This is a genomic window from Pseudozobellia thermophila, assembly GCF_900141855.1.
GTDB classification, from domain to species: Bacteria; Bacteroidota; Bacteroidia; order Flavobacteriales; family Flavobacteriaceae; genus Pseudozobellia; species Pseudozobellia thermophila.
This window is the reverse complement of the sequence record NZ_FQYU01000010.1, coordinates 4,767-29,059: the sequence shown is the minus strand read 5'-3', so window position 1 is coordinate 29,059 and position 24,293 is coordinate 4,767. Positions and strand designations below refer to the sequence as shown.

General features: G+C 47.6%; 27 protein-coding genes. 13 read left to right on the top strand and 14 right to left on the bottom strand.

Going from position 1 to position 24,293, the window contains the following annotated elements; all coding sequences use genetic code 11:
• Positions 1-31: 31 nt before the first annotated feature.
• Positions 32-1,006 carry a stage II sporulation protein M gene (locus tag BUB37_RS17960; protein WP_072995218.1) on the bottom strand — a complete coding sequence of 325 codons (975 nt, stop codon included), beginning with the start codon at positions 1,004-1,006 and terminating at the stop codon, positions 32-34.
• 32 nt (positions 1,007-1,038) lie between these two features.
• Between BUB37_RS17960 and BUB37_RS17955 the strand changes: the two genes are divergently transcribed.
• Both BUB37_RS17955 and BUB37_RS17950 read left to right on the top strand, forming a co-directional pair.
• Positions 1,039-1,755, top strand: coding sequence for an RDD family protein (locus BUB37_RS17955; protein WP_072995217.1), 717 nt, complete (start codon positions 1,039-1,041; stop codon positions 1,753-1,755).
• A gap of 97 nt (positions 1,756-1,852) precedes the next feature.
• The gene (locus BUB37_RS17950) at positions 1,853-2,470 is read left to right on the top strand and encodes a trimeric intracellular cation channel family protein (protein WP_072995216.1); all 618 of its coding nucleotides are present in this window, start codon (positions 1,853-1,855) and stop codon (positions 2,468-2,470) included.
• 19 nt (positions 2,471-2,489) lie between these two features.
• Here BUB37_RS17950 and BUB37_RS17945 read toward each other — a convergent pair whose 3' ends face one another.
• Entirely contained in the window at positions 2,490-3,197 is a 708-nt protein-coding gene (locus BUB37_RS17945; RefSeq protein WP_072995215.1) for a peptidylprolyl isomerase, read from the bottom strand.
• Between BUB37_RS17945 and BUB37_RS17940 the strand changes: the two genes are divergently transcribed.
• Both BUB37_RS17940 and BUB37_RS17935 read left to right on the top strand, forming a co-directional pair.
• Positions 3,196-3,840 (top strand): NUDIX hydrolase, encoded by a 645-nt coding sequence (locus tag BUB37_RS17940; RefSeq protein WP_072995214.1) that lies wholly within the window; start codon positions 3,196-3,198, stop codon positions 3,838-3,840. The two genes, BUB37_RS17945 and BUB37_RS17940, sit on opposite strands and share 2 nt — an antisense overlap.
• A gap of 26 nt (positions 3,841-3,866) precedes the next feature.
• On the top strand, positions 3,867-4,682 hold the full coding sequence (locus BUB37_RS17935) for a lysophospholipid acyltransferase family protein (protein ID WP_072995213.1): 816 nt from the start codon (positions 3,867-3,869) through the stop codon (positions 4,680-4,682).
• Here BUB37_RS17935 and BUB37_RS17930 read toward each other — a convergent pair.
• Entirely contained in the window at positions 4,679-5,326 is a 648-nt protein-coding gene (locus BUB37_RS17930) for a hypothetical protein (RefSeq protein WP_072995212.1), read from the bottom strand. The genes BUB37_RS17935 and BUB37_RS17930 overlap by 4 nt on opposite strands.
• A 5-nt stretch (positions 5,327-5,331) precedes the next feature.
• Positions 5,332-5,826 carry an RNA polymerase sigma factor gene (locus tag BUB37_RS17925; protein WP_072995211.1) on the bottom strand — a complete coding sequence of 165 codons (495 nt, stop codon included), beginning with the start codon at positions 5,824-5,826 and terminating at the stop codon, positions 5,332-5,334.
• Between the two features lie 184 nt (positions 5,827-6,010).
• Between BUB37_RS17925 and BUB37_RS17920 the strand changes: the two genes are divergently transcribed.
• Positions 6,011-7,336, top strand: coding sequence for an NAD(P)/FAD-dependent oxidoreductase (locus BUB37_RS17920; RefSeq protein ID WP_072995290.1), 1,326 nt, complete (start codon positions 6,011-6,013; stop codon positions 7,334-7,336).
• A 65-nt stretch (positions 7,337-7,401) separates the two neighbouring features.
• On the opposite strand, the gene xerD is transcribed toward BUB37_RS17920, so the two are convergent.
• The gene (xerD, locus tag BUB37_RS17915) at positions 7,402-8,298 is read right to left on the bottom strand and encodes a site-specific tyrosine recombinase XerD (protein WP_072995210.1); all 897 of its coding nucleotides are present in this window, start codon (positions 8,296-8,298) and stop codon (positions 7,402-7,404) included.
• A 161-nt stretch (positions 8,299-8,459) separates the two neighbouring features.
• On the opposite strand from xerD, the gene BUB37_RS17910 reads away from it, so the two are divergent.
• The 3 genes from BUB37_RS17910 to BUB37_RS17900 all read left to right on the top strand — a co-directional run bounded on the left by BUB37_RS17910 (position 8,460) and on the right by BUB37_RS17900 (position 10,206).
• Positions 8,460-9,047, top strand: a complete 588-nt coding sequence (locus tag BUB37_RS17910) for a porin family protein (RefSeq protein WP_072995209.1) — start codon at positions 8,460-8,462, stop codon at positions 9,045-9,047.
• 77 nt (positions 9,048-9,124) lie between these two features.
• Positions 9,125-9,541 (top strand): type II 3-dehydroquinate dehydratase, encoded by a 417-nt coding sequence (aroQ, locus tag BUB37_RS17905; RefSeq protein ID WP_072995208.1) that lies wholly within the window; start codon positions 9,125-9,127, stop codon positions 9,539-9,541.
• Positions 9,542-9,687: 146 nt separating this feature from the next.
• Positions 9,688-10,206 carry a hypothetical protein gene (locus BUB37_RS17900; protein ID WP_072995207.1) on the top strand — a complete coding sequence of 173 codons (519 nt, stop codon included), beginning with the start codon at positions 9,688-9,690 and terminating at the stop codon, positions 10,204-10,206.
• 6 nt (positions 10,207-10,212) lie between these two features.
• On the opposite strand, the gene BUB37_RS17895 is transcribed toward BUB37_RS17900, so the two are convergent.
• The 5 genes from BUB37_RS17895 to BUB37_RS17875 all read right to left on the bottom strand — a co-directional run bounded on the left by BUB37_RS17895 (position 10,213) and on the right by BUB37_RS17875 (position 13,870).
• Positions 10,213-10,500 (bottom strand): DUF3817 domain-containing protein, encoded by a 288-nt coding sequence (locus tag BUB37_RS17895; RefSeq protein ID WP_072995206.1) that lies wholly within the window; start codon positions 10,498-10,500, stop codon positions 10,213-10,215.
• Positions 10,501-10,556: 56 nt separating this feature from the next.
• Positions 10,557-11,948 carry a dihydrolipoyl dehydrogenase gene (gene lpdA, locus BUB37_RS17890; protein ID WP_072995205.1) on the bottom strand — a complete coding sequence of 464 codons (1,392 nt, stop codon included), beginning with the start codon at positions 11,946-11,948 and terminating at the stop codon, positions 10,557-10,559.
• 210 nt (positions 11,949-12,158) lie between these two features.
• The gene (locus BUB37_RS17885) at positions 12,159-12,686 is read right to left on the bottom strand and encodes a DUF1572 family protein (RefSeq protein ID WP_072995204.1); all 528 of its coding nucleotides are present in this window, start codon (positions 12,684-12,686) and stop codon (positions 12,159-12,161) included.
• Complete coding sequence (msrB, locus tag BUB37_RS17880; RefSeq protein ID WP_072995203.1) at positions 12,687-13,181, bottom strand: peptide-methionine (R)-S-oxide reductase MsrB; 495 nt, start codon at positions 13,179-13,181, stop codon at positions 12,687-12,689. It abuts the gene before it with no gap.
• A 152-nt stretch (positions 13,182-13,333) separates the two neighbouring features.
• Positions 13,334-13,870 carry a hypothetical protein gene (locus BUB37_RS17875; protein ID WP_072995202.1) on the bottom strand — a complete coding sequence of 179 codons (537 nt, stop codon included), beginning with the start codon at positions 13,868-13,870 and terminating at the stop codon, positions 13,334-13,336.
• 254 nt (positions 13,871-14,124) lie between these two features.
• On the opposite strand from BUB37_RS17875, the gene glgB reads away from it, so the two are divergent.
• The 4 genes from glgB (at position 14,125) to BUB37_RS17855 (ending at position 20,742) form a co-directional block, all read left to right on the top strand.
• Entirely contained in the window at positions 14,125-16,023 is a 1,899-nt protein-coding gene (gene glgB, locus BUB37_RS17870) for a 1,4-alpha-glucan branching protein GlgB (protein ID WP_072995201.1), read from the top strand.
• An 81-nt stretch (positions 16,024-16,104) separates the two neighbouring features.
• Positions 16,105-18,504: a glycoside hydrolase family 31 protein gene (locus tag BUB37_RS17865; RefSeq protein ID WP_072995200.1), complete on the top strand. Its 2,400-nt coding sequence runs from the start codon at positions 16,105-16,107 to the stop codon at positions 18,502-18,504.
• A gap of 30 nt (positions 18,505-18,534) precedes the next feature.
• Positions 18,535-19,344 (top strand): M48 family metallopeptidase, encoded by an 810-nt coding sequence (locus BUB37_RS17860; RefSeq protein WP_072995199.1) that lies wholly within the window; start codon positions 18,535-18,537, stop codon positions 19,342-19,344.
• A gap of 63 nt (positions 19,345-19,407) precedes the next feature.
• Positions 19,408-20,742 carry an MFS transporter gene (locus BUB37_RS17855; protein WP_072995198.1) on the top strand — a complete coding sequence of 445 codons (1,335 nt, stop codon included), beginning with the start codon at positions 19,408-19,410 and terminating at the stop codon, positions 20,740-20,742.
• 44 nt (positions 20,743-20,786) lie between these two features.
• Here BUB37_RS17855 and BUB37_RS17850 read toward each other — a convergent pair whose 3' ends face one another.
• The 4 genes from BUB37_RS17850 to BUB37_RS17835 are packed head-to-tail and all read right to left on the bottom strand — an operon-like array spanning position 20,787 to position 23,744.
• Positions 20,787-21,512 (bottom strand): head GIN domain-containing protein, encoded by a 726-nt coding sequence (locus BUB37_RS17850; protein WP_072995197.1) that lies wholly within the window; start codon positions 21,510-21,512, stop codon positions 20,787-20,789.
• A 45-nt stretch (positions 21,513-21,557) separates the two neighbouring features.
• A complete protein-coding gene (locus tag BUB37_RS17845; RefSeq protein WP_072995196.1) occupies positions 21,558-22,652 on the bottom strand; it encodes a hypothetical protein in 1,095 nt (364 codons plus the stop codon).
• On the bottom strand, positions 22,630-23,187 hold the full coding sequence (locus tag BUB37_RS17840; RefSeq protein ID WP_072995195.1) for a hypothetical protein: 558 nt from the start codon (positions 23,185-23,187) through the stop codon (positions 22,630-22,632). The genes BUB37_RS17845 and BUB37_RS17840 overlap by 23 nt, the downstream gene beginning before the upstream one ends.
• 2 nt (positions 23,188-23,189) lie before the next feature.
• A complete protein-coding gene (locus BUB37_RS17835; RefSeq protein WP_072995194.1) occupies positions 23,190-23,744 on the bottom strand; it encodes an RNA polymerase sigma factor in 555 nt (184 codons plus the stop codon).
• A gap of 358 nt (positions 23,745-24,102) precedes the next feature.
• Here BUB37_RS17835 and BUB37_RS21690 point away from each other — a divergent pair.
• A partial coding sequence (locus tag BUB37_RS21690; RefSeq protein ID WP_212635323.1) for a hypothetical protein occupies positions 24,103-24,293 on the top strand: 191 nt, incomplete at its 3' end.

Here is a 24,293-nt window from a genome sequence, read left to right as displayed (position 1 = left end):
CCCGTTCGGCCGGCCTCGTCCTTCAGGTTTTTCAATTTAAGGTTTTGGTTTTCATTTTTTCTTTATGGAGTCGTCGTGGGTATATAACGTAGTAAAAGAGAATTAGTGCCAATGAGGATAAAATAATTAGGATCGCCAATACGTCGGGCATTTCGGTATGGCGGGTGACAAAGCCCTCCAAAAATCCCGCAAGTATAAAGAAGGGGACGGTGCTGAGCATGATTTTTAACCCATCCTTGACCCCTCTCCTGAACGACTCCAATCGCGTATACGTGCCCGGAAAGAGCATGCCGTTCGCAAGGACCAGACCGGCACAGCCCGCTATGATGATTACCGAAATTTCTATGGTGCCATGGATCCAGATGGTACGGGCCGATTCCCACAGAAGGCCCTTGTCGTAGAAGAAATATTGAAAACTGCCCAACATGATTCCGTTGCGCATCATAACGAACAGCGTTCCGATGCCCAGTAGAATGCCCATGGCGAAGGCCATTAGGGCCACCCTGATGTTATTGATGGTAATGCCGAGGAACATATTGAATTCGCCCATTTTTTTGTACACCGCCATAGGGTCCCCTTTTTCAATATTTTCAAGGGTCATGTTGACGTAGCCATCCCCTAAGATCGAGCGTACAAAGTCGCCCTCGTTGGCCGATGAAAAGGCGCCGACGAGGGAAAAGAAGCCAAAGACCAAAAAGGCGATCAGTAGTTCGCGTTGGTACTTGTAAAAAACGAGCGGAAAATCGGTCTTCCAAAATTCTATAATACGGTTTTTGGGCTCGCGCCTGGTCTTATAGATTTTTTGGTGTGCCGCGGAGGCCAATGCGTTCAGATAAATTTCGGTATTGCTGCCGGCATAAAATGTCTTTGCGTAGCTGAGATGGTCCGTAATCTCGATATAGAGGTCGGACAATTTATCGGGTGACAGCTTCGTTTTGTTTGACAAGGCCCTTTCAAAAGTAGCCCATTTGTCTTTATTTTGCTTTACAAAGGCGGCCTCACGCATGTTACGGGGTTATTACCCAAAGAAACGAAACTATGGAACAATTTCAAATAGAAACGGCCCAAAATATAAGCATCGACCAGAACACGGCCCATCTAGGAGACCGTATGCTGGCGTATCTCATCGATTCCCTAATAATTACGGCCTACCTGATCGTGATGTTTTTTCTACTGGTATCCCTCGATCTTGATTTCGGCGACTCGTGGGTTTTTTATCTGATAATGAGCCTGCCCGCCTTTTTGTATTACGTGCTTTTCGAAAGCCTGTTGGACGGTCAGACCATTGGAAAAAAATTAATGCAGGTACGGGTAGTGAAACTCGATGGCTCAAAGCCTGGTTTTGCCAGTTATTTGATACGTTGGGTCTTGCGAATCATCGACGTAGGGATTTCCTCGGGGGGCGTGGCCGTACTTACCATTTTGGTCCGGGGAAAGGGCCAAAGGGTCGGGGATATTGCAGCGGGTACGACGGTCATCAGCGAAAAGAGAAAAATATCGCTTCAAGATACCTTGCTCAGGCAACTGCCCGAGGACTACAGCCCCCGGTTTTCCCAGGTAACCGTTTTTAGCGACAGGGAAATGCAGACCATCAAGGAACTTTACGATTCGGCCGTGCGAAACGGCGACCACAACGTCATCGTTTCCCTCAGCGATCAGATCAAAAAGGTAACCGGGGTGCATACCGAGCTTAAACCCATCGAGTTTGTCGATATAATTGTCAAAGACTACAGTTATTATACCCAGCAACTCTAGGTAGAAAGTAGCCCACTGCGCAAAAAAAGCATTTTGCAATAGGTGTTTTTTTGATCGAATAAGAAGTACTTTTGGCCTTCGGCAAAATACAGCGCCTATGTTTTATTTTATCATCGACATTCTCGGAACCATCGCCTTTGCCATTTCGGGCGTTTTGGTGGCCATGAACAAGAGGCTCGATATCTTTGGGGTCTTTATCATAGCCTTCGTTACCGCCGTAGGCGGGGGTACCTTGCGCGACGTGCTCATTGGCAACACCCCCGTCCTTTGGATGAAGGAGCCTGTCTATATTACCGTGATCGCCGTTACCGTCGTCTTTTCCGTAATTTTCGTGAAGCAGTTGAAGTATTTGAGAAAGACCTTGTTCTTGTTCGATACCATCGGGATCGGTCTCTTCACCATGCTGGGTATAGAGAAGGGACTGGCCGTAGACCTCTTACCGGTAATGTGCATTGCCCTTGGCACGATCACGGCTTGTTTCGGGGGGGTGATCCGCGATATGCTCTGCAATGAAATTCCCGTAATCTTTAGAAGAAAGGAAATATATGCGACGGCTTGTATTTTAGGGGGAAGCAGCTATTTTTTGTTTATCCGGCTGCCCTTTGATGGGGCCTATGCCTACATTGCCGCCATTCTGATAATTATTACGGTACGCTTGTTGGCGGTCAAGTTCCGGATAGCCTTGCCGGATATTTATGGAAAGGGTAAGGGCTAGGGTTTCGGCTTAACAATTGTCATTCCACTACTTCGGCCTTCAATATATAAACGTTTTGATGGGGCCAATCGCCGTCCCCCGTTTCAACTTGGTTGATCTTGTCCACCACGTCCATGCCCGCTATTACCTTTCCGAAAGGGGTGAAGTCCCCGTCCAGGTGATAGGCCCCGGGATGGGTGACCACGATAAAGAACTCATAGGGCGAGGCCAGCATATGGGGGTTGTCGATCTCGCTGCTGGGCATCGAAATCGTACCCCGGTGATGCTTGTAGCCCTTTCGGGTGTCGGGCGGTAGCAGGTAGCGGCCGATCTCCCTTCTTTTACGGGCGGTTTTCTTGTCGTCAGAGCTTCCGCCCTGAATAATGAAATTTCGGACGACCCGATGAAATTGGGTGCTGTCGAAATAGCCTTTTCGGGTCAGATAGATAAAGTTGGCCTTATGGTAGGGTACATTGTCGTACAATTGGACGGTAAAGCTTCCGAAGCTTGTCGTAATCTTGACCTTGTCGACCTTGAGGTCTTTTTGGTAGTCGAAGAAGAAGTCGATGGCATTTTCTTCGGTCAACACAAATTTTTCTTCCCTTGTAGTCGTTGTATCGGTTGGTACGGAATCTTTTTTTGATTCCGCGGACGATACCGGCTGGCTTTTTTTCTTCGCCGTTTCACCGCATGAAAAGAGTAAAAATATTGGTAATATTGCTAAAGCAAAGCATTTTCTATACTTCATGGACTTTGATGAGTTTTCCGTAAGGGTTTCAAAAATAAAAAATCTACCGTTACCGGGGGAGGCGGCCCACTTAAAAATGGCGCCCGAATTTAGGCTCGACGAATTGCGAAAGGTGCGTAAAATGGCCAAAAACCCCAAGCGGGCAGGGGTAATGGCCCTTTTTTATCCGGGTTTGGCCAATGATACCCGTTTTCTCTTGATCTTACGAAGAAGCCACCCCAAGGATGTGCACTCCAACCAAGTGGGCTTCCCGGGGGGCAAGATCGAGAAGAACGATACCGACCTGATGTCGACGGCCCTTAGGGAAACCTACGAGGAAGTGGGCGTGGAGCCTTCCGAGATCCAGGTCGTACGGTCTTTGAGCGAGATCTATATTCCGCCGAGCAATTTTGAGGTTTTTCCGTTTATGGGACTCTACCCCAAGCCCGGGCCTTTTGTGCCGCAAGAGGCGGAGGTGGCCGAGTTGTTGGAGGTGAAGCTAATCGATTTTATGGACGACAAGAGTATTTTTACGCAAAACCTGACAACTTCGTACGCCAAGAATGTCAACGTACCGGCCTTTAAACTAAACGGTTATACGGTATGGGGGGCAACAAGTATGATGTTGAGCGAAATCAGAACCCTTTTACAGCAGGTTTTATAGTACCTTATTTCGTAAATTTGCACCCTATGGGCTTATTTAAGAAAAATCCGTTCGGACATATTTTATTCCTTAAAAAATGGCTTATTCGCATTTTGGGGGTACTTACCCATTCGCGTTACAAGCGGTTTAACAGGTTAGAGGTCGAAGGGTCGGAAATTATCAGGCAGTTGCCCGACAAGAATGTCCTTTTCGTGAGCAATCACCAAACCTATTTTGCCGATGTGGTGGCCATGTTCCACGTTTTCAATGCCAGTCTGAGCGGTAGGGTCGATAATATCAAGAACATTGGCTACATCTGGAACCCCAAGCTGAACATGTACTATGTGGCGGCGGCCGAGACCATGAAAAAAAGTCTCTTGACCAAGATATTCGCCTACGCGGGCTCGATCAGCGTCGAACGTACGTGGCGTTCGGAGGGAAAGGATATCAAACGCCAGGTTAAAATGAGCGACATCTCCAACATCGGCAAGGCCCTCAACGACGGTTGGGTCATTACCTTCCCGCAGGGAACGACCACGCCCTGGAAGCCCCTTCGAAAGGGTACGGCACATATCATCAAAAAGTACAAGCCGGTCGTAGTGCCCGTAGTGATAGACGGTTTCAGGCGATCCTTCGACAAAAAGGGACTGAGGATCAAGAAAAAGGGCATTCTGCAGTCGATGGTCATCAAAGAACCCCTCAATATCGATTACGAGAACGAATCTTTCGATTCGATAATCGAAAAACTCGAATACGCCATCGAACAGCACCCTTCCTTTTTAAAGGTAATCCCGAAGGAAGAGCTTTTGGCCTACGAAGAAGAGAACGAGCTTAGGCGGTTTAGAAACAGCAAGAAGTTCTAGATTTCCAAACGTTTCAGTTCGGTATAGTTCTTTTTGAGCTTTCTGAGCAACAGTCCGTATAGCAAAAAGTAGACCCCGCCGAAAAAAGCGACCAGAACAATGCCCATAAGGGCCATCGATACCATTAACGTCGTTTTTAGTTTTTCGGGTGAAACCGTGCTTGCGCCATCGGTCATTTCGGTAATGTTGTCTACAAAACTATCGTTGAGGTAAATGCCTACGATAACAATGCCTATAAAGACCAGTATGGTCGAGAGGGAGAATATGACGTAGTGCTTTACGGTCCTTCGTGTCCTGATTATTTTGCGCATAAGGCTTCTGGCGTTGTCGAGTACCGATATCTCTTTGTAACGGCTGTAAAATTGGTAGACGAAATAAAAGACGACGATATAATAGATTATCGTCATAACCACGAAGCATTGGTCTACCATGGTGTTGTCGTAGATGCTCATGTTTTTTCTAAAGGAAGGGATCAAATAAAGGAGGTTGGGCAAGACAATCTCCAGAATGCTGATTATAAGTATCCATTTGACTATGGAAGACGATTTTTTCCACAGCATTCTATGAATGTCTTCGTACGACAGTTTGGGAAGGTGTTCTTCCTTTTTTTGCCAATCTTTTTTTAATAGTTCCAGTTCGTCCATACCCGTTAAGGATTCAATATGGTTCGTAATTTTTTCTTGATCCGGTTCATCTTGACACGGGCGTTTACTTCCGAAATGCCCAAAGTCTCGCTAATTTCCCTATAGTCCTTGTCTTCCAAATAAAGAAATACCAAGGCCTTTTCTATATCCCCCAACTGTTTCACCGCCTGGTACATCAGTTTTAACTGTTCCTCTTGGGTAGGATCGTATTCGTCGGCGGTTATCCGAAAAATGACCGAGTCGTAATCATAGGTCTTTAGGGTTCTTTTCGACTTGCGATAAAGGGTGATCGCCGTGTTCAGGGCTACCCGGTACATCCATGTGCTGAACTTCGATTCGCCCCTGAACTTGGGGTAGGCCTTCCACAACTGTATCGTAATTTCCTGAAACAGGTCGTTATGGGCATCCCGATCGTTCGTGTAAAGGGTACATACCTTGTGAACAATGTTTTGATTGTTCTCCAGTTCCGTCACAAATTGATGTTCCAGTTCTTTGGTCACGTGTAGTCGGTAGGTTGCTAAACTATTGGTAGCTAATTATGGTACTTCGTTACAAAATAAGGGGAAATTTTTGGGGGCAATTTGTCCAAAGATAGCAAAATCGACCGGCGACATGGTTTCGCTACGTTCTGAATGCGTAATTTTGAAGTTTTTAAAGAAGGAGTTTATGAGCGAAACCGATGCGTTGAACATCCCCAAGAGCAGTTTTCCGAGAATCGTCATTGTCGGAGGCGGTTTTGGCGGCGTGGCCCTGGCCAAGGAGCTCAGTGGCAAGGAAGTCCAGGTCGTTCTTTTGGACAAGAACAACTACCATACCTTCCAGCCCCTATTGTACCAGGTTTCGACCGGGGGGCTCGAACCCGATTCGATCGCTTATCCGATACGCAAGATCTTGCAAGACTACCCCAATTTTTACTTCCGTATGGCCGAGCTGCAGCAGGTACTTCGCGATTCGAAACAGGTGGTTACCAATATCGGCAAGCTTTCATACGATTATTTGGTCATCGCCATGGGATCGGAGACGAATTTTTTCGGGAACGTCGAGATAGAAATGAACGGCATGGCCATGAAATCGATTCCCCAATCGTTGAACCTGCGCAGCATGATCCTTGAAAATTTCGAACAGGCCCTGCTTACCGATAACCTGCACGAACGAGACGCCCTCATGAATTTTGTCATTGTGGGGGGCGGACCCACCGGGGTGGAGCTGGCGGGGGCCTTGGCCGAAATCAAAAAGGGAATACTGCCCAAGGACTATCCGGACCTGGATACCAGACGTGTCCAGATCAACCTGGTTCAATCGGGAGATCGGATTTTAAAGGCGATGAGTGAAAAGGCGTCTAAAAAAGCGGAAGATTTTTTGGAAAGCCTGGGCGTTCAGATTTGGAAGAACACCCGTGTTACCGGCTATGACGGAAAGAAGGTCACTACCAAAACCGACCTTGTGTTCGAGGCGGCCACCTTGGTGTGGGCCGCGGGGGTCAAGGGGGTATCGGTCAAAGGCTTGGATGCCGGCGACCTTCTCGTACCGGGGAATAGGATCAAGGTCAACGACTTCAATCAGGTAATAGGCGATCCCTATATCTATGCCATTGGCGACATTGCCTGTATGCAGCGCGAAGGTACGCCTCAAGGCCATCCCATGATGGCCCAGCCCGCCATTCAGCAGGGGAGGCACCTGGGCAAGAACCTGGTACGGCTGTTCGAAGACAGGGAGATGCTGCCTTTTGAGTACAAAGACAAGGGGAGTATGGCTACCGTAGGGCGCAACAAGGCCGTGGTAGACCTGAAAAAGTACAAGTTTCAAGGAGTTTTTGCCTGGTTCGTTTGGATGTTCGTCCACCTTTTTTTTCTGATTGGTTTCAGAAATAGAATGGTGGTCTTCATTAATTGGGTCTACAACTATATCCGGTTCGACCGTGAAGCGAGATTGATCATTCGGCCGTATCAAAGGGATTATTCCAAGTTTAACGAGCCCCGCATCCCAAAAGGTACCGAACCAAATGGTTAAGGTTAAATTGAACTAAAACCACCTAGTTCCTCTTTACCCTTGGCGGCCGATTGAAGTTCCAAGGTTTATTTTCTCGGATGGAAGTTGTTCATGACCTCTTTCAAATGGGTCCGGTCTACATGAACGTACACTTCGGTAGTCGTAATGCTTTCGTGGCCCAGCATTTGTTGAATGGCCCTTAGGTCGGCACCGTTCTGCAATAAATGGGTAGCAAAGGAATGCCTGAAGGTATGGGGGCTGATACTTTTTTTAAGCCCTGTTTTTTCGGCCAAGCGCTTGATGATGGTAAACACCATGGCCCGGGTCAGCTGCCTGCCCCGCCGGTTTAGGAAGAGGACGTCTTCATGGCCTTTTTGAACGTTTTGGTGTACCCTTGCCTCATTGCAATAGATGGTAATGTACTTTTTGTTGATCGGGCTTATAGGTACAAAACGTTGCTTGTCTCCCTTCCCGGTAACCTTGATAAAGTCCTCTTCGAAATAAAGGTCCGAAATCTTCAGGTTCACCAATTCCGATACGCGAAGTCCGCACCCGTAGAGCGTCTCCAACATGGCCCTGTTTCGTTCGCCTTCGGGTTTCGAGAGGTCGATGGCCCCTATAAGTTCGTTTATTTCGTCTTCCGATAGGGTATCGGGCAGTTTACGGCCTATTTTGGGCGATTCGATCAGGTCCAAGGGGTTGTCGGCCCTATAATCTTCAAAAACAAGGTAGTTGAAAAAGCTTTTAAGGCCCGAGATGATGCGGGCCTGTGAACGGGGACTCAGTAGTTGGGCCACTTCATAGACGAAGCGCTGAAGCGTCGCCTTTGAAATCGTAAGGGGGCTTTCGGTCACGTTGTTTTGCCCGAGGAAGTGAATGAGTTTTTCGACATCGAGGACGTAACTGGCGATCGAATTGGGCGATAGTCCCCTTTCGATCTTTAAAAAATGCCGGTAGTCTTTTAGCGCCTGGTCCCAATTCATGCCGTAAAGGTAAACAATGGGGGCATTATATTTACAGACTGCTTCTTGAGCTGCGATAGGACGGTCGGTGTACCGCGCAACTTTGTGGTATCAAATAAATTATGGATTGAAGCAAGACAAAGTTTTCTATCTTTGGTCAGGAGAATTGAAAAATAACTGAAATGAAAATAAAGTATTCCGTAGTTCTTGCGTTCGTATTTTTAGGTTATGTCCAACTAAACGCCCAAACCGTCATACAGGGTACGGGGCCTTCGGGCAACAGTGTGGGGGATATCAATTTTGGGGCAAAGGCCGGACTTAATATGGCTACCTGGATGGGAAAGGACCTCGATGGTGTATCGGCAAAGCCCGGGGCCTATTTTGGGGGCATTGCCGAGATTCCCGCCTTTATCGATGATTTTTATTTTCAGCCCGAACTCTTGGTGTCCTTCGTCGGAGCCGACCTGGGTCCGGTCAACGCCAACCTTACCTATCTTACCTTGCCCATGATGGCCAAGTATCACATTATGGACGAAGTGGCTGTGGAGTTCGGCCCGCAAGTGGGGTTTTTGCTTAGCGACAATTGGGAAGAGGACCTACAGGGCCAGGATACGAAAAAAATGGATTTGGGCCTCAATATTGGAGGCGGCTATCGCTTGAACGAGAACTTGTATTTTCAATTGCGGTTTAGTGTAGGGGTCGGTAAGGTACTCGATGTGAGCAAGGTACATAACGGCGTGCTGTCGGTAGGGGCCTGCTATTTCCTCTAGGCGATGAATTGGCCGAATGGCCTTTACATATTACATTTGGCACAGAATCGAATTAACTCGAAGGAGAAACTGGATAGATGAAGATAATTATAATAAATGGGCCCAACCTCAACCTGTTGGGCAAGCGCGAACCGGAAGTTTACGGCAATAAGACCTTTGAAGATTATTTTGCAGATCTTCAGTTTAGGTTTAAGGAAGTACAGCTCGAGTATTTTCAATCGAACATCGAGGGGGAGCTAATAGGGAAAATACAGGAAGTCGGTTATTCCTACGATGGTATAGTTTTAAATGCGGCGGCCTACACCCATACATCGGTGGGCATCGGAGATGCCATTAAGGCCGTGAGTACCCCCGTCGTCGAAGTGCATATCTCGAACACCCACAAGCGCGAGGCATTTCGCCATGTATCGTATATCTCGCCCGTCGCCAAGGGGGTTATTTTGGGCTTCGGTCTCCAAAGCTACGACCTGGCCATTCGGAGTTTTATGGAGTAAGCCACAAATGGGGCACTGCAAGGCGGAGATTGACTTGTTATGGCCCTGTTATCGGTTTTTTTCTTGGTATTGGGCAAAAAAAGGGGCAATTCTATACTTGATCTGTAATTTTTTCGTTTTTGGTTTCCGTGTTAAAAGGAAATCAGATGATCAAACGAATCGTTATTTTGCTGTTTTGCGGTCTGGCCTACATTTCGGTCCATGCCCAAGAAGGTTTTAAGATTGGAGCCCAGGCAGGTTTGCCCCTGGGCGATTTTAATGAAAGGATCGGTGTCGTTATCGGTGCCGATATGGGATATATGTGGGCCCCCAACAAAATTTTCGATTTGGGGATCAAGACGGGGATCATCCATGGCTTTGCCGAGGAATTTAGGGAAGGTACCATTTTGGAAGACCTGCCCAGTTTCCAGTTCGCTCCCTTGGCGGCATCCGTCAGAATTTGGCCGAGCAAGACCTTTTCCTTTGGCGGGGATATCGGCCAGGCCTTTGGTTTGAACGAAGGCAATGATGGGGGGCTGTATATTAGGCCGCAATTGGGTTTTCAGGTAGGCCCGAAATCGGAAGTCAACTTTTCCTATACCTCGATCAACGTGAACGATGAAAAATGGGCAACGGTAACCCTTGCCTATGTCTATACTTTTTTGTCGGCCCGGCATTTCAGGTAAGGATGCCTATACCCTTGTTTCCGGTTTTAGGTATTTGCTTTCTACGTAAAAGGTGGCGAAGGGCAGTAACGATGCCAAAAGAAGAATACTTCCTTTTTTAAGACTCCATTTTTTTTCCATCCATAGGACAACGGCTAGAATGATGTAGGCGATGAAGAGCACCCCGTGTGCATACCCTACGTACTTATTGGGCATGGGCAGTCCGGCCATGTATTTTAAGGGCATGGTAACGGCAAAAAGGGCCAAATAGCTGATACCTTCCAATATGGCCGTAATTCTGAAAAAGGAGAGCATAGATCAAGTTTAAGGTAGGCAATGGGCTTGTTGTATTCAAGCCCATTGCCAAGGTTTTATAAGTGTATGACTTCGTCGTAGGCGTCCGCCACGGCTTCCATAACGGCTTCGCTCATCGTAGGGTGCGGGTGGACGGCCTTCAGGATCTCGTGGCCCGTGGTTTCCAGTTTTCTCGCCACTACGGCCTCGGCGATCATGTCGGTAACCCCGTGCCCGATCATATGGCATCCGAGCCATTCGCCATATTTGGCATCGAAGATCACTTTTACGAAACCTTCGGGATTGCCCGAAGCCTTGGCCTTTCCACTGGCGGAAAAGGGAAACTTGCCTATTTTGACATCCAGTCCCTGCTCCTTGGCCTGTTTTTCAGTTAGGCCTACCGAGGCGATCTCAGGCATACAATAGGTGCAACCGGGTATATTGCCGTAGTCCAGGGCTTCAACATGCATGCCCGCTATTTTTTCGACGCAGAGAATACCTTCGGCCGAGGCGACATGGGCCAGGGCTTGCCCTGGGGTTACATCACCAATGGCGTAATAGCCGGGTATGTTCGTCTGGTAGTAGTCGTTCACCAAAATTTTGTCGCGGTCCGTAGAGATTCCAACATCCTCTAAACCTATATTTTCAATATTCGATTTAATGCCTACGGCAGAAAGTACGATATCGGCTTCCAATACCTCTTCGCCCTTGGCTGTTTTTACGGTGGCTTTTACGCCTTCGCCCGAGGTGTCGACAGAGGTGACCTCGGCATTCGTTTTTATTTTGACACCTGCCTTCTTGAAGCTGCGTTCCAATTGTTTGGACACCTCTTCGTCCTCAACGGGTACGATGTTGGGTAGGTATTCGACGACGGTTACCTCGGTACCCATCGAATTGTAAAAGTAGGCGAACTCGATGCCTATGGCGCCACTGCCTACCACGATCATGCGCTTGGGCTGTTTGTCGAGCGACATGGCCTCGCGATAGCCGATAATCTTCTTGCCGTCCTGCGGAAGGCTGGGCAATTCACGGCTACGGGCACCCGTGGCAATGATGATATGTTCGGCACTGTATTCGGTTTCCTTTCCTTCGGCATCCTTTACCGATACCTTTTTTTGGGGCTTAAGGGTACCATAGCCCTTGATAACCTCGATCTTGTTCTTTTTCATCAGAAACTGGACCCCTTTGCTCATGCTGTCGGCAACGCCACGGCTGCGCTTTACCACCGCACCGAAGTCTTTGTCGACCCCTTCGGCTTTTAGCCCGTAATCTTCGGCATGTTGCAGGTACTGAAAAACCTGAGCTGATTTCAATAAGGCTTTGGTAGGGATACACCCCCAATTCAGGCAAACGCCGCCCAAACTTTCTTTTTCGATAATGGCCGTTTTAAAACCCAATTGAGAGGCCCTGATGGCGGTTACATATCCTCCGGGACCGCTTCCCAAAACAATAACATCGAAATTGCTCATATTTTTTTTGATTTTTGCTGTTCTAATAATGAATTAAGCCCTTGGTAAGGGAGGAGCAAAAGTAAGCAATTCTCTTCAAATTATTTTTGGTAAGATGGCACGGCGGCCACAATAATAACATAAAAGTAAAACCCCGTTGCATATCCCTGAAACTGAGGGCCGAATTTTTTTAGGGGACGACGACGGGGAGGGAAGGTGCCCAAAGGGCCCTCATGCGCCAAATGCGTCCCGATTGAATTTTTCGGATCCTCCCCTGGGTATGGAAAGGGATTGCCACGCATCGCCCTTGATCATTTTGGCGAGCAATACGATTTGCCCTACATGGTTGGCGTAATGGGCCAATTGCCTGTTGATGGCTTCGATCAGGGTGTGCTCTTCATTTCTTATTTTGATGCGGGTTTCGAAGTTGTTCCCGTCGATGCTGCCCAAGGCCTCAAAAAGACAGGCCCAGCCCTTTTCCCAAGCTAGGAGCATCTCTTTCTTCGTGGCATAGGGATGCTCGAATTCATTTTCGCGATGGCGCCAGCTTTTCTCCCCATCCTCGGTCAAAAAACGGGTCCATCGGCTCAACATGTTGCCCGACAGGTGTTTGACGATAAGGGCTATGTTGTTGTCGTTGGCACCGTGTTTCCATAGGATGTCCGCCTCCCCCAATTGGGCGAAGGATTTGTCGCCTAGCGCCTTGTACCTGTGGAACTCGAAAATTACGCTATCGAGGTAGTTGTCGACAAAGTTCATTTAGTCGGATGTGTCGGGAATGAAATCCAGGGCCACCCCATTTATACAATGCCTTAGGCCCGTTGGTTTTGGCCCGTCGTCGAAAACATGGCCCAAGTGCCCACCACAGGTCGCACAGTGCTCCTCGGTTCTCTTGTAGCCAATCTTATAATCGACATCGTAGGCTACGTTGCCCTCTATCTCTTGATAGAAACTGGGCCAGCCCGTCCCGGAACGGTACTTGGTCTCGCTCCTGAAAAGGGGGGTGCCGCAACCGGCACATACATAGGTACCCTTTTCTTTGTTTTCGAGCAGTTCGCTGGTAAACGGGTTTTCGGTGGCCGCCTTTCGCAGCACATAGAACTCCGCTTCGGTAAGTTCTTTTTTCCATTCTTCCTCCGTTTTCGTGACGGCGAAGGACTTTGGTTCGTCACCAGGGCTTTCTTTTTCCTGGGAAACACCTTTACAGCCGATTATCATAAGGCAAAGGGCGATAAGTACATTTTTGGATACCATATTTTTCTATTTGAAGACCGTTGCTCTTTAGACGTAGCACGCGATACATCCTTTCAAATATAGGTTATTTACCGAAGTTTAGCCCGATGGGAAGGCCCAAAAAAAGCCCCGCCGGGCAGGGGCGGGGCCTTGAAATTCTCTTTGTCGTGGGCCTAGTGCAACTTTTTAATATCGCTCTCCTCTACGCCCAGGGCGCTCAAGACCGAGCTCAGGTTGGTTTGGTCCATATCTACCGCCGTGCCCAAATCGCTGGGTACGATTACGATTCGAAATACTTGGTTATCGGTTAAATCGACAGGTACCAGATTGGCTTCGAACTCGGGTTCGAGAAGTACGGTATAGTCGCCTTGTGTAAAGTCGAAATTGTAATAAAGCAGCCCTTCGCCCGAAAAATAGGGCTGGGGCATTTGACGCCATACATCGAGGCCGTCACTGACTTCCTCCAAGCGGTACATCAAGATTACGTCGTCGGGTAGAAGAACAATGTCAGAAGGGTATTGGTTGTAAAACTCATACCTGTTAAGATCGGTGTTGAGGTTTAAATCGACTTCGATTTCAAATGCGGCGGCTTCGAATTCGGCACCGGGGGCGCCATCGAGTCCGTCCCGCCCGGGAGGTCCGGCCGGACCTTCGCATGAAATGAAGAATAGGGTTAGGAGTGCTCCAAGAAATAAGGTGGCCTTTTTCATAAGTTTGTATAATTTAAGTTTCAAAAGTCATTGTAAAATAAGGAGTTTCAAAAAGTGTTCCACTTTTTAAGAACCCTACAAAAAAAAGGAAAATTATCGGTCTTTGTGGCGCGAATCGATAATTGTTTATGGCTATGGGCCTGCGACAATCCCTATTTTTAAACCCCAAAGCGAGGTTGTCGTATCAAATTGATAATCTATTTACCAAAGTTGTGTAGATTTACTACCTTATAAAGCTAAACACCTGAATTACTATGCCGCATGTAACTGTTTTTAGTCTTTTTTCCGAATTCGATATCAACCTCTTCAAATCGGGGAAACATTACCGTCTTTACGAGAAACTCGGGTCGCACCCTATGGAGGTCGATGGGGTAAAGGGTACCTATTTTGCCGTTTGGGCACCTACGGCCAAATCGGTTTCGGTAATCGGGGATTTTAATGAATGGGACGAACACCGACATCTTTTGAACGTCAGATGGGACGCCAGCGGAATCTGGGAGGGCTTCATACCCAACGTTGGGGTAGGTGATATCTATAAGTACAAGATATTTTCAAACAACCACGGTGCGGTTACCGAAAAGGCCGACCCGTTTGCGAGGTACTGCGAACGCCCGCCCCGGACGGCCTCCATTGTTTGGAAGGCCGATTACGACTGGGGCGATAGGCAATGGATGGAGAACCGAAGGGATAAAAACGCACTCGATAAACCTTTCTCCGTTTACGAGGTGCACCTGGGTTCTTGGAAACGCAATGCCCATGGCGATTTTCTGACCTATGCGGAAATGGCGGAAGATTTGGTAACCTATGTTAAGGAAATGGGGTTTACCCATGTGGAGTTCATGCCGATAATGGAATATCCGTACGATCCCTCTTGGGGCTACCAATTGACCGGGTATTTTGCGCCCACTTCAAGGTTCGGAGATCCCGAGGGGTTTAAATTGCTGGTCGATAAAATGCACCAGGCGGGCATAGGGGTTATATTGGATTGGGTGCCCTCGCATTTTCCTGAAGATGCCCATGGCCTTGGGTTTTTCGACGGCTCGCATTTGTACGAACATCCCGATAGGAGAAGGGGCTACCATCCCGATTGGAAAAGCTTGATCTTCAACTACGGTAGAAACGAGGTACGTGCCTTTTTGATAAGCAATGCCATTTTTTGGTTGGACCAGTTCCACGCCGATGCCCTAAGGGTAGACGCGGTGGCCTCTATGCTCTATCTCGATTATTCGAGGGAAGAAGGCGAGTGGGAACCCAATATGTACGGGAATAACGAAAACCTGGAGGCCTTGTCGTTCATACGCGAACTCAACGAAACGGTCTACGGCACTTTTCCCGATGTACAGACCATTGCCGAAGAGTCTACGGCCTTTTCGGGGGTCTCCAAACCTGTGATGTACGGCGGACTCGGTTTTGGAATGAAATGGATGATGGGCTGGATGCACGATACCTTGGAGTACTTCAAGAAGGAACCCATCTATAGAAAGCACCATCAGAACGACCTGACCTTTAGCATGACCTACGCCTTTACCGAGAATTTTATGCTTCCCTTTTCACACGATGAGGTGGTGTACGGCAAGCAATCACTGGTCTATCGTATGCCGGGCGACGAGTGGCAGCGCTTTGCCAACCTCAGGTTGATGTTCGGCTATATGTTTACCCATCCCGGTACCAAGCTGATCTTTATGGGCGGCGAATTTGGCCAAACCTCCGAATGGAACTTTCAAAAGGGCCTTGAATGGCAGCTTACCCAATATGAAGTACACTCGGGCGTACAAGAACTGATAAAAGACCTCAATGCCGTTTACAAGGGAAAAAGGGCCCTATACGAAAAGCAATTCAGTCCCGAAGGGTTTCAGTGGATCGATTATGGGGATCACGAAAATTCGGTATTGACCTATATGAGAAAGGGACTTGAAGGAACGAAGGACATCTATGTGGCCTGCAACTTCACTCCCGTGCCAAGGGAGAGGTATCGGGTCGGGGTGCCCAAAACCAACGGAAGGTTCGAGGTGCTGCTCAATAGTGACGATAAGAAATACGGGGGATCGGGCATGGCAAGTAACATTTCCGCCATTGCAAAAATACCTTGGCACGGGCACGGGCAGTCGATAGAAATGACCATCCCGCCGTTGAGTATCGTTATCTTTGAATAAATTTCTCGCTAATAACATTTAATCGATAATCGTTTCGCAAAAAGGTCTTACTATTTTTGTTGGGCTTTAAATAGTTTCCAGATGATAACTAACACTGAATTAGAATATAAAGGGAATCTTTACCCAAACCATATCGTCGATTACGTTAGGGACAAGGACAAGTTTTATTTTACCACTGAAAACGGGGTCGTTTTGGAGATTACGGTCATACAGGATAGGACCCTCCGTTTTAGGTACGGTACCGAGAACAATTTTCAGCCCGATTTCTCGTATGCCATCGATCCAAATGCCAAAAGGGGATACAACCATCTCGAAATTCAGGAAACGGAGACCGAGTACCTTATAAAAACCTCAAAACTGCAGGTGCTTGTCGATAAAAAAACATTGCGCAACCAAATCTCCGATACAGAGGGCAACATTGTCAACGAGGACGAGCTGGGCTTCCACTGGGAAGAAAACTACGAATACGGGGGCAATACGGTAAAGATGAGCAAGATCACCCAGCATACCGAAAGTTTTTACGGCTTGGGCGACAAGGCCAGCCATAGCAACCTGAAGGGCAAGCGGCTGAGCAATTGGGTGATGGACCAGTATGCCTTTGGCAAGGACCAAGACCCTTTGTACAAGGCCATACCTTTTTATATTGGCCTGCACAGTGGCAAGGCCTACGGCATCTTTTTCGATAACAGCTTCAAGACACATTTCGATTTTGCCCACGAAAGAAGGTCTACCACGAGTTTTTGGGCCGATGGGGGCGAGATGAACTACTATTTTTTCTACGGTCCTGAAATGCACAAGGTCGTTCGGGCCTATACCAACCTTACCGGAGCCCCCGAACTTCCTCCCTTGTGGGCGTTGGGCTACCATCAATCGAAATGGAGCTACTTTCCCGAAAGCAACGTTAAGGAAATAGCCCAACAGTTCAGGAAACTGAAGATACCCTGCGATGCCATTTATTTGGACATTGATTATATGGACGGATTCCGTTGCTTTACTTGGGACAAACAAAAATTCCCAGATCCCAAGCGAATGATCCAAGAGCTTGAAGACGATGGGTTTAAGACCGTTGCCATGATCGACCCCGGCATTAAAATAGATAAGGATTACTGGGTCTATCAGGAAGCCGTGGAGAACGATTACTTCTGCAAAAGGGCCGATGGGCCCTACATGAAGGGGAAGGTATGGCCCGGTGAGTGCAACTTTCCCGACTTTACCAAACCTGAAGTCCGCGAGTGGTGGGCCGAACTGTACAAGGAGTTTATGGCCGAAATAGGGGTACACGCCGTTTGGAACGATATGAACGAACCGGCCGTAATGGAGGTGCCCACCAAAACCGCGCCCCTCGATACGCGCCACGATTACGACGGCCACCCGTGCAGCCATCGCAAGGCCCATAACGTATATGGCATGCAGATGGTAAGGGCTACCTATGAGGGGGTCAAGAAATATGTTTATCCGAAAAGGCCTATGGTCATAACCCGCGCCGCCTATTCGGGTACCCAGCGGTTTTCCTCCACATGGACAGGGGATAACGTAGCTACGTGGGAGCATCTGTGGATCGCCAATGTACAGGTACAGCGCATGTGTATGAGCGGCTACTCCTTCGTGGGGTCCGATATAGGGGGCTTTGCCGAACAGCCCAATGGCGAACTTTTTGCAAGGTGGGTGCAGTTGGGGGTTTTTCATCCCTTTTGCAGGGTCCATTCCAGCGGTGACCACGGGGATCAAGAACCTTGGTCGTTCGGAACGGAGATTACCGATATTGTGCGCAGGTACATTGAATTGAGGTATCAACTGTTACCTTATCTGTATACCATGTTCTGGAGGTATTCCAAGGAGGGTAAGCCCATGATCCTGCCTATCGTTTGCTTCGACCAAGAAGATATGCAAACGCATTTTAGGACCGATGAGTTCATTTTCGGGGAGCAAATTTTGGTATGCCCGGTACAGGAACCCAATGCCCAAGGGCGTAGAATGTATATTCCCAGGGGGAAATGGTACAATTATTGGACGGATGAAGTAATCGAAGGGGGAAGGGAGAAATGGGTGGAAGCCGATATCGATAAAATCCCGCTTTTCGTAAAGGAGGGGGCCATGATCCCCAAGTACCCGGTTCAACAATACGTCGGCGAACTGGAAATCGAACAGTTGACCTTGGAGGTGTATTTTAAGATAGGGGATGAAAGTTCCACGGTGTATGAGGATGCCTGCGATGGTTACGATTACGAGAATGGAAAATATAGCCTAAGGAATTTTAAGTTGTTGGGCAAGGAAGATGAATTGATCATCCAGCAGTTCAAGGATGGTGGTTTTGTAACCAGCTATGATAGTTTTCTGATCCATTTGCATGGCCTTCCGTTCGAGATTTCAAGTATCGAGATAGATAACGAAAAGGTGATGCCGGAAGATGTGAAACTAAACGGTAACAATACGATACAGGTGAGTAAAGAGTTTACCCAACTGCGAATTACCGCCAAATAATTCTATTTTTGTACCATTAAACACGCCATTATGAGAAAAATTATACTGACACTGATAGTATTTGTTGGGGTTGCATCCTGCAAGACCAACCCGTTTACAGGAAAAAAGGTATTGAATTTTTATCCGAACAGCCAAATTTTTCCCATGGCCTTCGCGCAGTACGACCAATTTTTGACCGAAAACAAGGTGGTCGAGAACTCGGCGGATGCGAAAATGATAACCAAGGTCGGGCAGCGCATATCGGCCGCCGCGGAAAGATGGCTGACCGCCAATGGATATGCCGGTTACCTCAAGGACTACAAATGGGAATACAATTTGGTAGAGGACGAAACGGTGAATGCCTGGTGTATGCCCGGGGGAAAGATCGTTTTTTATACCGGTATATTGCCCATTACACAGACCGAAACGGGGGTAGCGGTGGTCATGGGCCATGAGGTAGCGCATGCCCTTGCCGATCACGGGGCCCAACGAATGAGTGCGGGCACCTTGCAGCAGATCGGTGCAGTGGCCGGTAGTGTTGCCATACAGGATGCACAGAAAAGGGAGATTTTTACCCAAGCCTACGGAGTGGGGTCGCAGGTAGGCCTGATATTGCCTTTTAGTAGAAGCCATGAAACGGAGGCAGACCGGATAGGCCTTCAGATTATGGCCATTGCCGGTTATGACCCTACCGAAGCGGCAGAGCTTTGGAAACGCATGAAGGCCCAGAGCGGCGGACAGTCGCCCCCGGAATTCTTAAGTACGCACCCCTCTAACGATACAAGGATAGCAAACCTGACCGAATGGGCGCCCATGGCAAAGGCCGAGGCAAAAAAGTTCGGGGTTACTTCTTTTCAGTAGTTCTTCTGACAAAAATTGTATATTTAAAACCGTTCTAAAAAGGAACGGTTTTTTTATGAGAATATGGCAAGAACAGTAGCTCTCAAGGGGAGTAAAAAATTATTGGACGCTTGGGCCTTTTACGATTGGGCGAACTCGGTCTACAATTTGGTCATCTCTTCGGCGATTTTCCCCATTTTTTACGGGGCCCTTACCTTGGTCAAGGACGAAAAAGGTACGGTTATCAGTGACCGTATCGAATTTTTGGGCATTGACTTTAACAACGATACCCTAATCAGTTATGTTACCGCGGCGGCTTTTTTGGCCGTTTCTTTTTTGAGTCCGCTTTTAAGTGGCATCGCCGATTATGTGGGAAACAAGAAGGTGTTCATGAAATTTTTCTGTTACCTGGGCGCCCTATCCTGTGTGGGACTCTTTTGGTTCAACCTGGAATATCTGTGGTTCGGTCTGTTGTGCTACTTCACCGCCTTGGTCGGTTTTTGGGGAAGTATCGTTTTTTATAATTCCTACCTGCCCGATATAGCCTATCCCGAGCAACAGGATGCCGTCAGTGCCAAGGGCTACTCCTTTGGCTACGTGGGCAGTGTAATTCTCTTGGTCGTCTGTTTGGCCATGATCCTTGAGTATGAGGCCTTCGGTTTTGAGGATGAGGGCATGCCTACCCGGCTCTCCTTTGTGCTGACCGGGTTGTGGTGGATCGGGTTTAGCCAGTATACCTATTACCATTTGCCCAAGGGCAATAAACAGGAATCCTTTACGAACGACCTCCTCTTCAATGGGTTCAGGGAATTAAGGTCGATATGGGGCAAGATCAAGGAGAATGGCCCGCTCAAAAGGTATTTGGGCGCTTTCTTCGTGTACAGCATGGCCGTGCAGACCATAATGTTGGTGGCTACCTATTTTGGGATCGAAGAGCTTGACTGGGGCACCACCGATTCGACCACTGGCTTGATCGTCAGTATTTTGTTGATCCAGATAGTGGCCATTTTCGGGGCCTACCTTACTTCGAGGTGTTCGGCCGTCTACGGAAATATTCCTACCTTAATCGGCCTGAACCTTATTTGGATCGGAATCTGCCTGTTCGCCTATTTTATTACGACCCCATTGGAATTTTATATCACCGCGGGGGTTGTGGGCTTGGTTATGGGAGGTATTCAGGCATTATCGCGTTCCACCTATTCGAAACTACTGCCCGACAATGCCGTAGATACCACTTCGTATTTCAGTTTCTACGACGTGTCGGAAAAGATAGGCATCGTCATCGGTATGGTGGCCTATGGCTATGTCGCCCAGGTCACGGGCAGCATCAGGTACTCCATAATATTCTTCGGCCTTTTCTTTTTAATAGGCATGGTGTTGTTGACACGGGTCAACAAAAAAAGCCCCTATACGGAATAGGGACTTTGGACTGACATAGGTTCGCTTTTTGATGTATTGATGTTTTATCCTCTTGTGATATCACCAGATCCCGAGGTTTTGGTATCGATTTTTTTCGGGTTGCCCCTATAGCTTATGTCTCCCGAACCCGAGACCCGGGCTTTTAAAGACTCATTTGCGGTTATTTCGATGTCGGCCGATCCGGAAATGGTGGCCTCTACGTTATCGGCTTCCAGGCCATAGGCCTTGATATCCCCCGAACCGGAGATGCTTACCTCCAAATGCTCGGTAGAGCCACTTAGGTTCATATCCCCTGATCCCGACATGGCCGCCACTATCGAGTTGGACTCGATATCCAATGTGATGTCGCCCGAACCCGACATGGCCGTCTTAAAATTCGAGGTCTTGATGGTGGTCTTGCCGACGATATCGCCGGATCCGGAAAGGTTTACCCGGTCTATACTTTCAACGGGTACCGTAATATGTATGCCCCTGCTCGATTTTGAAGGGCTTAGGTTAAAGCCCCTTTTTACCTTAATGGTCAGCTTGCCCCCGTCCACTTCGGTAACCACATATTCCAATAGGTTTTCATCACCCTTCAAGATCAGTTCCCCTTCCCGGCCATCGACCAGGTCGATATCGAACCAGCCCGAAACCGCAAGGGCGTCGTAGTCGCCCACGTGCCTGTCGGCGGTCACCAAATTGCCATTGCCTTTAACGCGTTTTCCCAATTGGGCCGAGCATGAAAAGCTAAGGGCTGTAATCAAGCATAATGCAATTGTTTTTTTCATGATAGTTGTTTTTTGATGCCTACCTCGATGTAGGCGGGTTGATGATTAATTTTGATAGAAGCTGATGCCCCCGTAGTCGCTGGAAATCGAGACGGAGTTTCCGCTGTTTTCAGAGCCATAATGCCCCTTGTAGTATTTGCTGTTGTTCTTCTCTTCGCTGATCTGTATTTGAAACCGATCTTTTCCCTTTACCCCGGCATAGGAGGTGTTGATCTCAAAGCTGAAATGGTATTGCTCGTCGTAGCCTATTTTGACCCCCGTATAGTCGGTTTTGATCAAAAGGTTTCCGGCATCTTGGTCCATTTTGTCGATTTTTAGTGAACCATAGTCGGCGGTTATGTCGACGTTGCCATGGACGGTGCCCAATTGTACGTTGATGTAATCGCCGTTTCCGGAGACATTGTTGACCTCGTCCACTTCAATTTTGCCATAATCGGATGAATACTCGAGATTGTCAATTTCGCGGATGACCGAATTGGTGTAGTCTGCACTGATGATCAGATTGATCGCTTTTTCAATGGTAAATCCCGAATAGTCCGCCGAAATTCTACCGCTGTTTATATACCCTATGGTTGAATTTGAGGTGTAATCGAAATTGAGCTGATTGTTCTTACCGCGAAGCTCGCCGATGTCCAACCGCCCGTAGTCGCAGCTTATCTTGGCATGGCCGTCGATACGGTCGAGATTGATGTTGCCATAGTCGTTGTCTAAATTTACCTTGCCCTTGATCGGCACCTTAATGGTGTAATTGACCTGCATGTTCACATTGTTGTTCCTGCCCCAGTTCCATCCCCAACCCCCATGGTTGTTGTTGAAATTTGTTGTTGCCGATACGGCACTTTTAGAGGCTTCGAAATCGACGGAAATCTGTTTTAGTTTTTGGGCTACTTTTTCTTCGTTGTTGCCGTTGGTTTTAATATGTACCTCGATGAGGATACGATTTTCGTTCCAAGAGGTAATGTTGAGGTTGCCATAGCTGTTGTTTACTTCCAGCAGGGCGTCCGGGTTTACGTCATATTCCTTTTTGATGGTCTTTTCCTTGGTATACTTTCCCTTCGGTTTTCCTTCGTGGGCCAAGGCCAATAAGGGAAATGTCAAAAGAGCCAGGGCAATGGGCCTAAAGAGTAGCTTCGTTATCATAACTTTTTATGTTTTTTATATTTTCGATTCGTTCTAGAACATCCTGTAAAAGATTGATTCTGGTCTGAAAATTGGTAATCATTGCACTGAGGATCAATTTGCTGTTTCCGCCTTCGATGAGGTCGCGTTCAAGTTGGGTATAATTTTTTTCCAACTTGTTCAATTGTACCATGGCATCTTCGATTAACTTCCGGGTTTCGGGGGTACGCTCTTTTTGAAGCGCTACGACCTGTTCCTCGATCAGGTTTGTAAAATAGAACTCCGTCCGGGAAACTTCGGGTGATATTTGGGCGACTTGCTCTTCGATGGTCCGTTCAACGGGGTACATGATCAAGGCCAGGGCACAAACGGCAACAATTGACGCCGCTATGCCCACGGGCTTCCATACCGAAGTCCTTTTGCCTTGCAGGGATATAGTTCCCCGTGAGGCGTCCAATTTCTCCCGAAAACGAATTTCGTGGCCCGCTTCGGGCTCCTCGTAATCGAATTTGCCCCTTAGTTCATCAAACAATTTTTCTAGATTCTCTCCTTCCATAATCAAACCATTGATATCTGTTTTCTCAAACTTTCCTTAGCCCTGGAAATCAGGGTCCTGCAATTGGAATAGCTTATGTTCATAATTTCACTTATTTCCTCATAATCATAACCCTCAATAAGATGTAAGGTCAAAGAAACTCTGTAATTGTCTTTTAATCTGTTCATGGTTTCCATCACTTTTTGAGCCTTAAGTTCGGTAAACCCATGTTGATCGGAAGCAATTTCATCATTGTCTTCGACCTTGTACAATACATCTTCCAGGGCAACTTGGTTTGTTTTTTGTTGCTTTCTGTAATGGTAGATGCTGTTGTTGATTACAATGCGTTTTAACCAGGCCCCAAAGGTTACTTCGCCTTTGAAGGTATGCAGTTTGGTAAATGCGTTCAGAAACGATTCCTGCATGATGTCCTCGGCCTCGTCCCTCTTTTTTACAATCCGAAGGGCTGTGTTGTACATGGCCTTGTAATACCGGTTGTATACTTCGAATTGGGCACTTGGACTTCCTTTAAGACACAATTGTAATAAAGCATCAATATGTTCCCTTTTGTGGCTCAAAAAGTGAATGGTTTTGTATAAAGAGATGGTAAGTTAGGGATTGTTACAGTTGTACTTGGATTTGTCCCTGAAAAGATGGGGTGTTTGTCGATTTTTTTACCGTTTTAACGACTACCACAAGGTCCGTAGCGGAAATGATATAGCTTTGCGGTACTCCCCTAAGATGCTCATTTTCACTTTTTTTGGATTTTAAGGAGCCCAAAGCGGATATTCTTGTTTTGAATTGAAGTTTTGGAGCGGTATGTCATTGACTTCGCACAAATAGAATTTTTAGTTAGGGTTAAGGGGCGTTGGGGGTAATTTTTTACATGCAAAGGATATTTCCTTTGGCATTTTTTTTCAATTAACCCAAGATAAGATGACCACACCAACCACCTTTCCAGTCCGAAAAAAAATTCTTTTTATTCTTGTTTTGTGCCTAAGCCTTCCACTTGGTACCCTATATGGGCAGGTCCCTGTAACGGGCATAGCGGTCACGCCCGACGTGGCCACGGTAACGGAAGGGGAGGTCCTTCAGCTGACCGCCACGGTGGAGCCCTCCGATGCGGA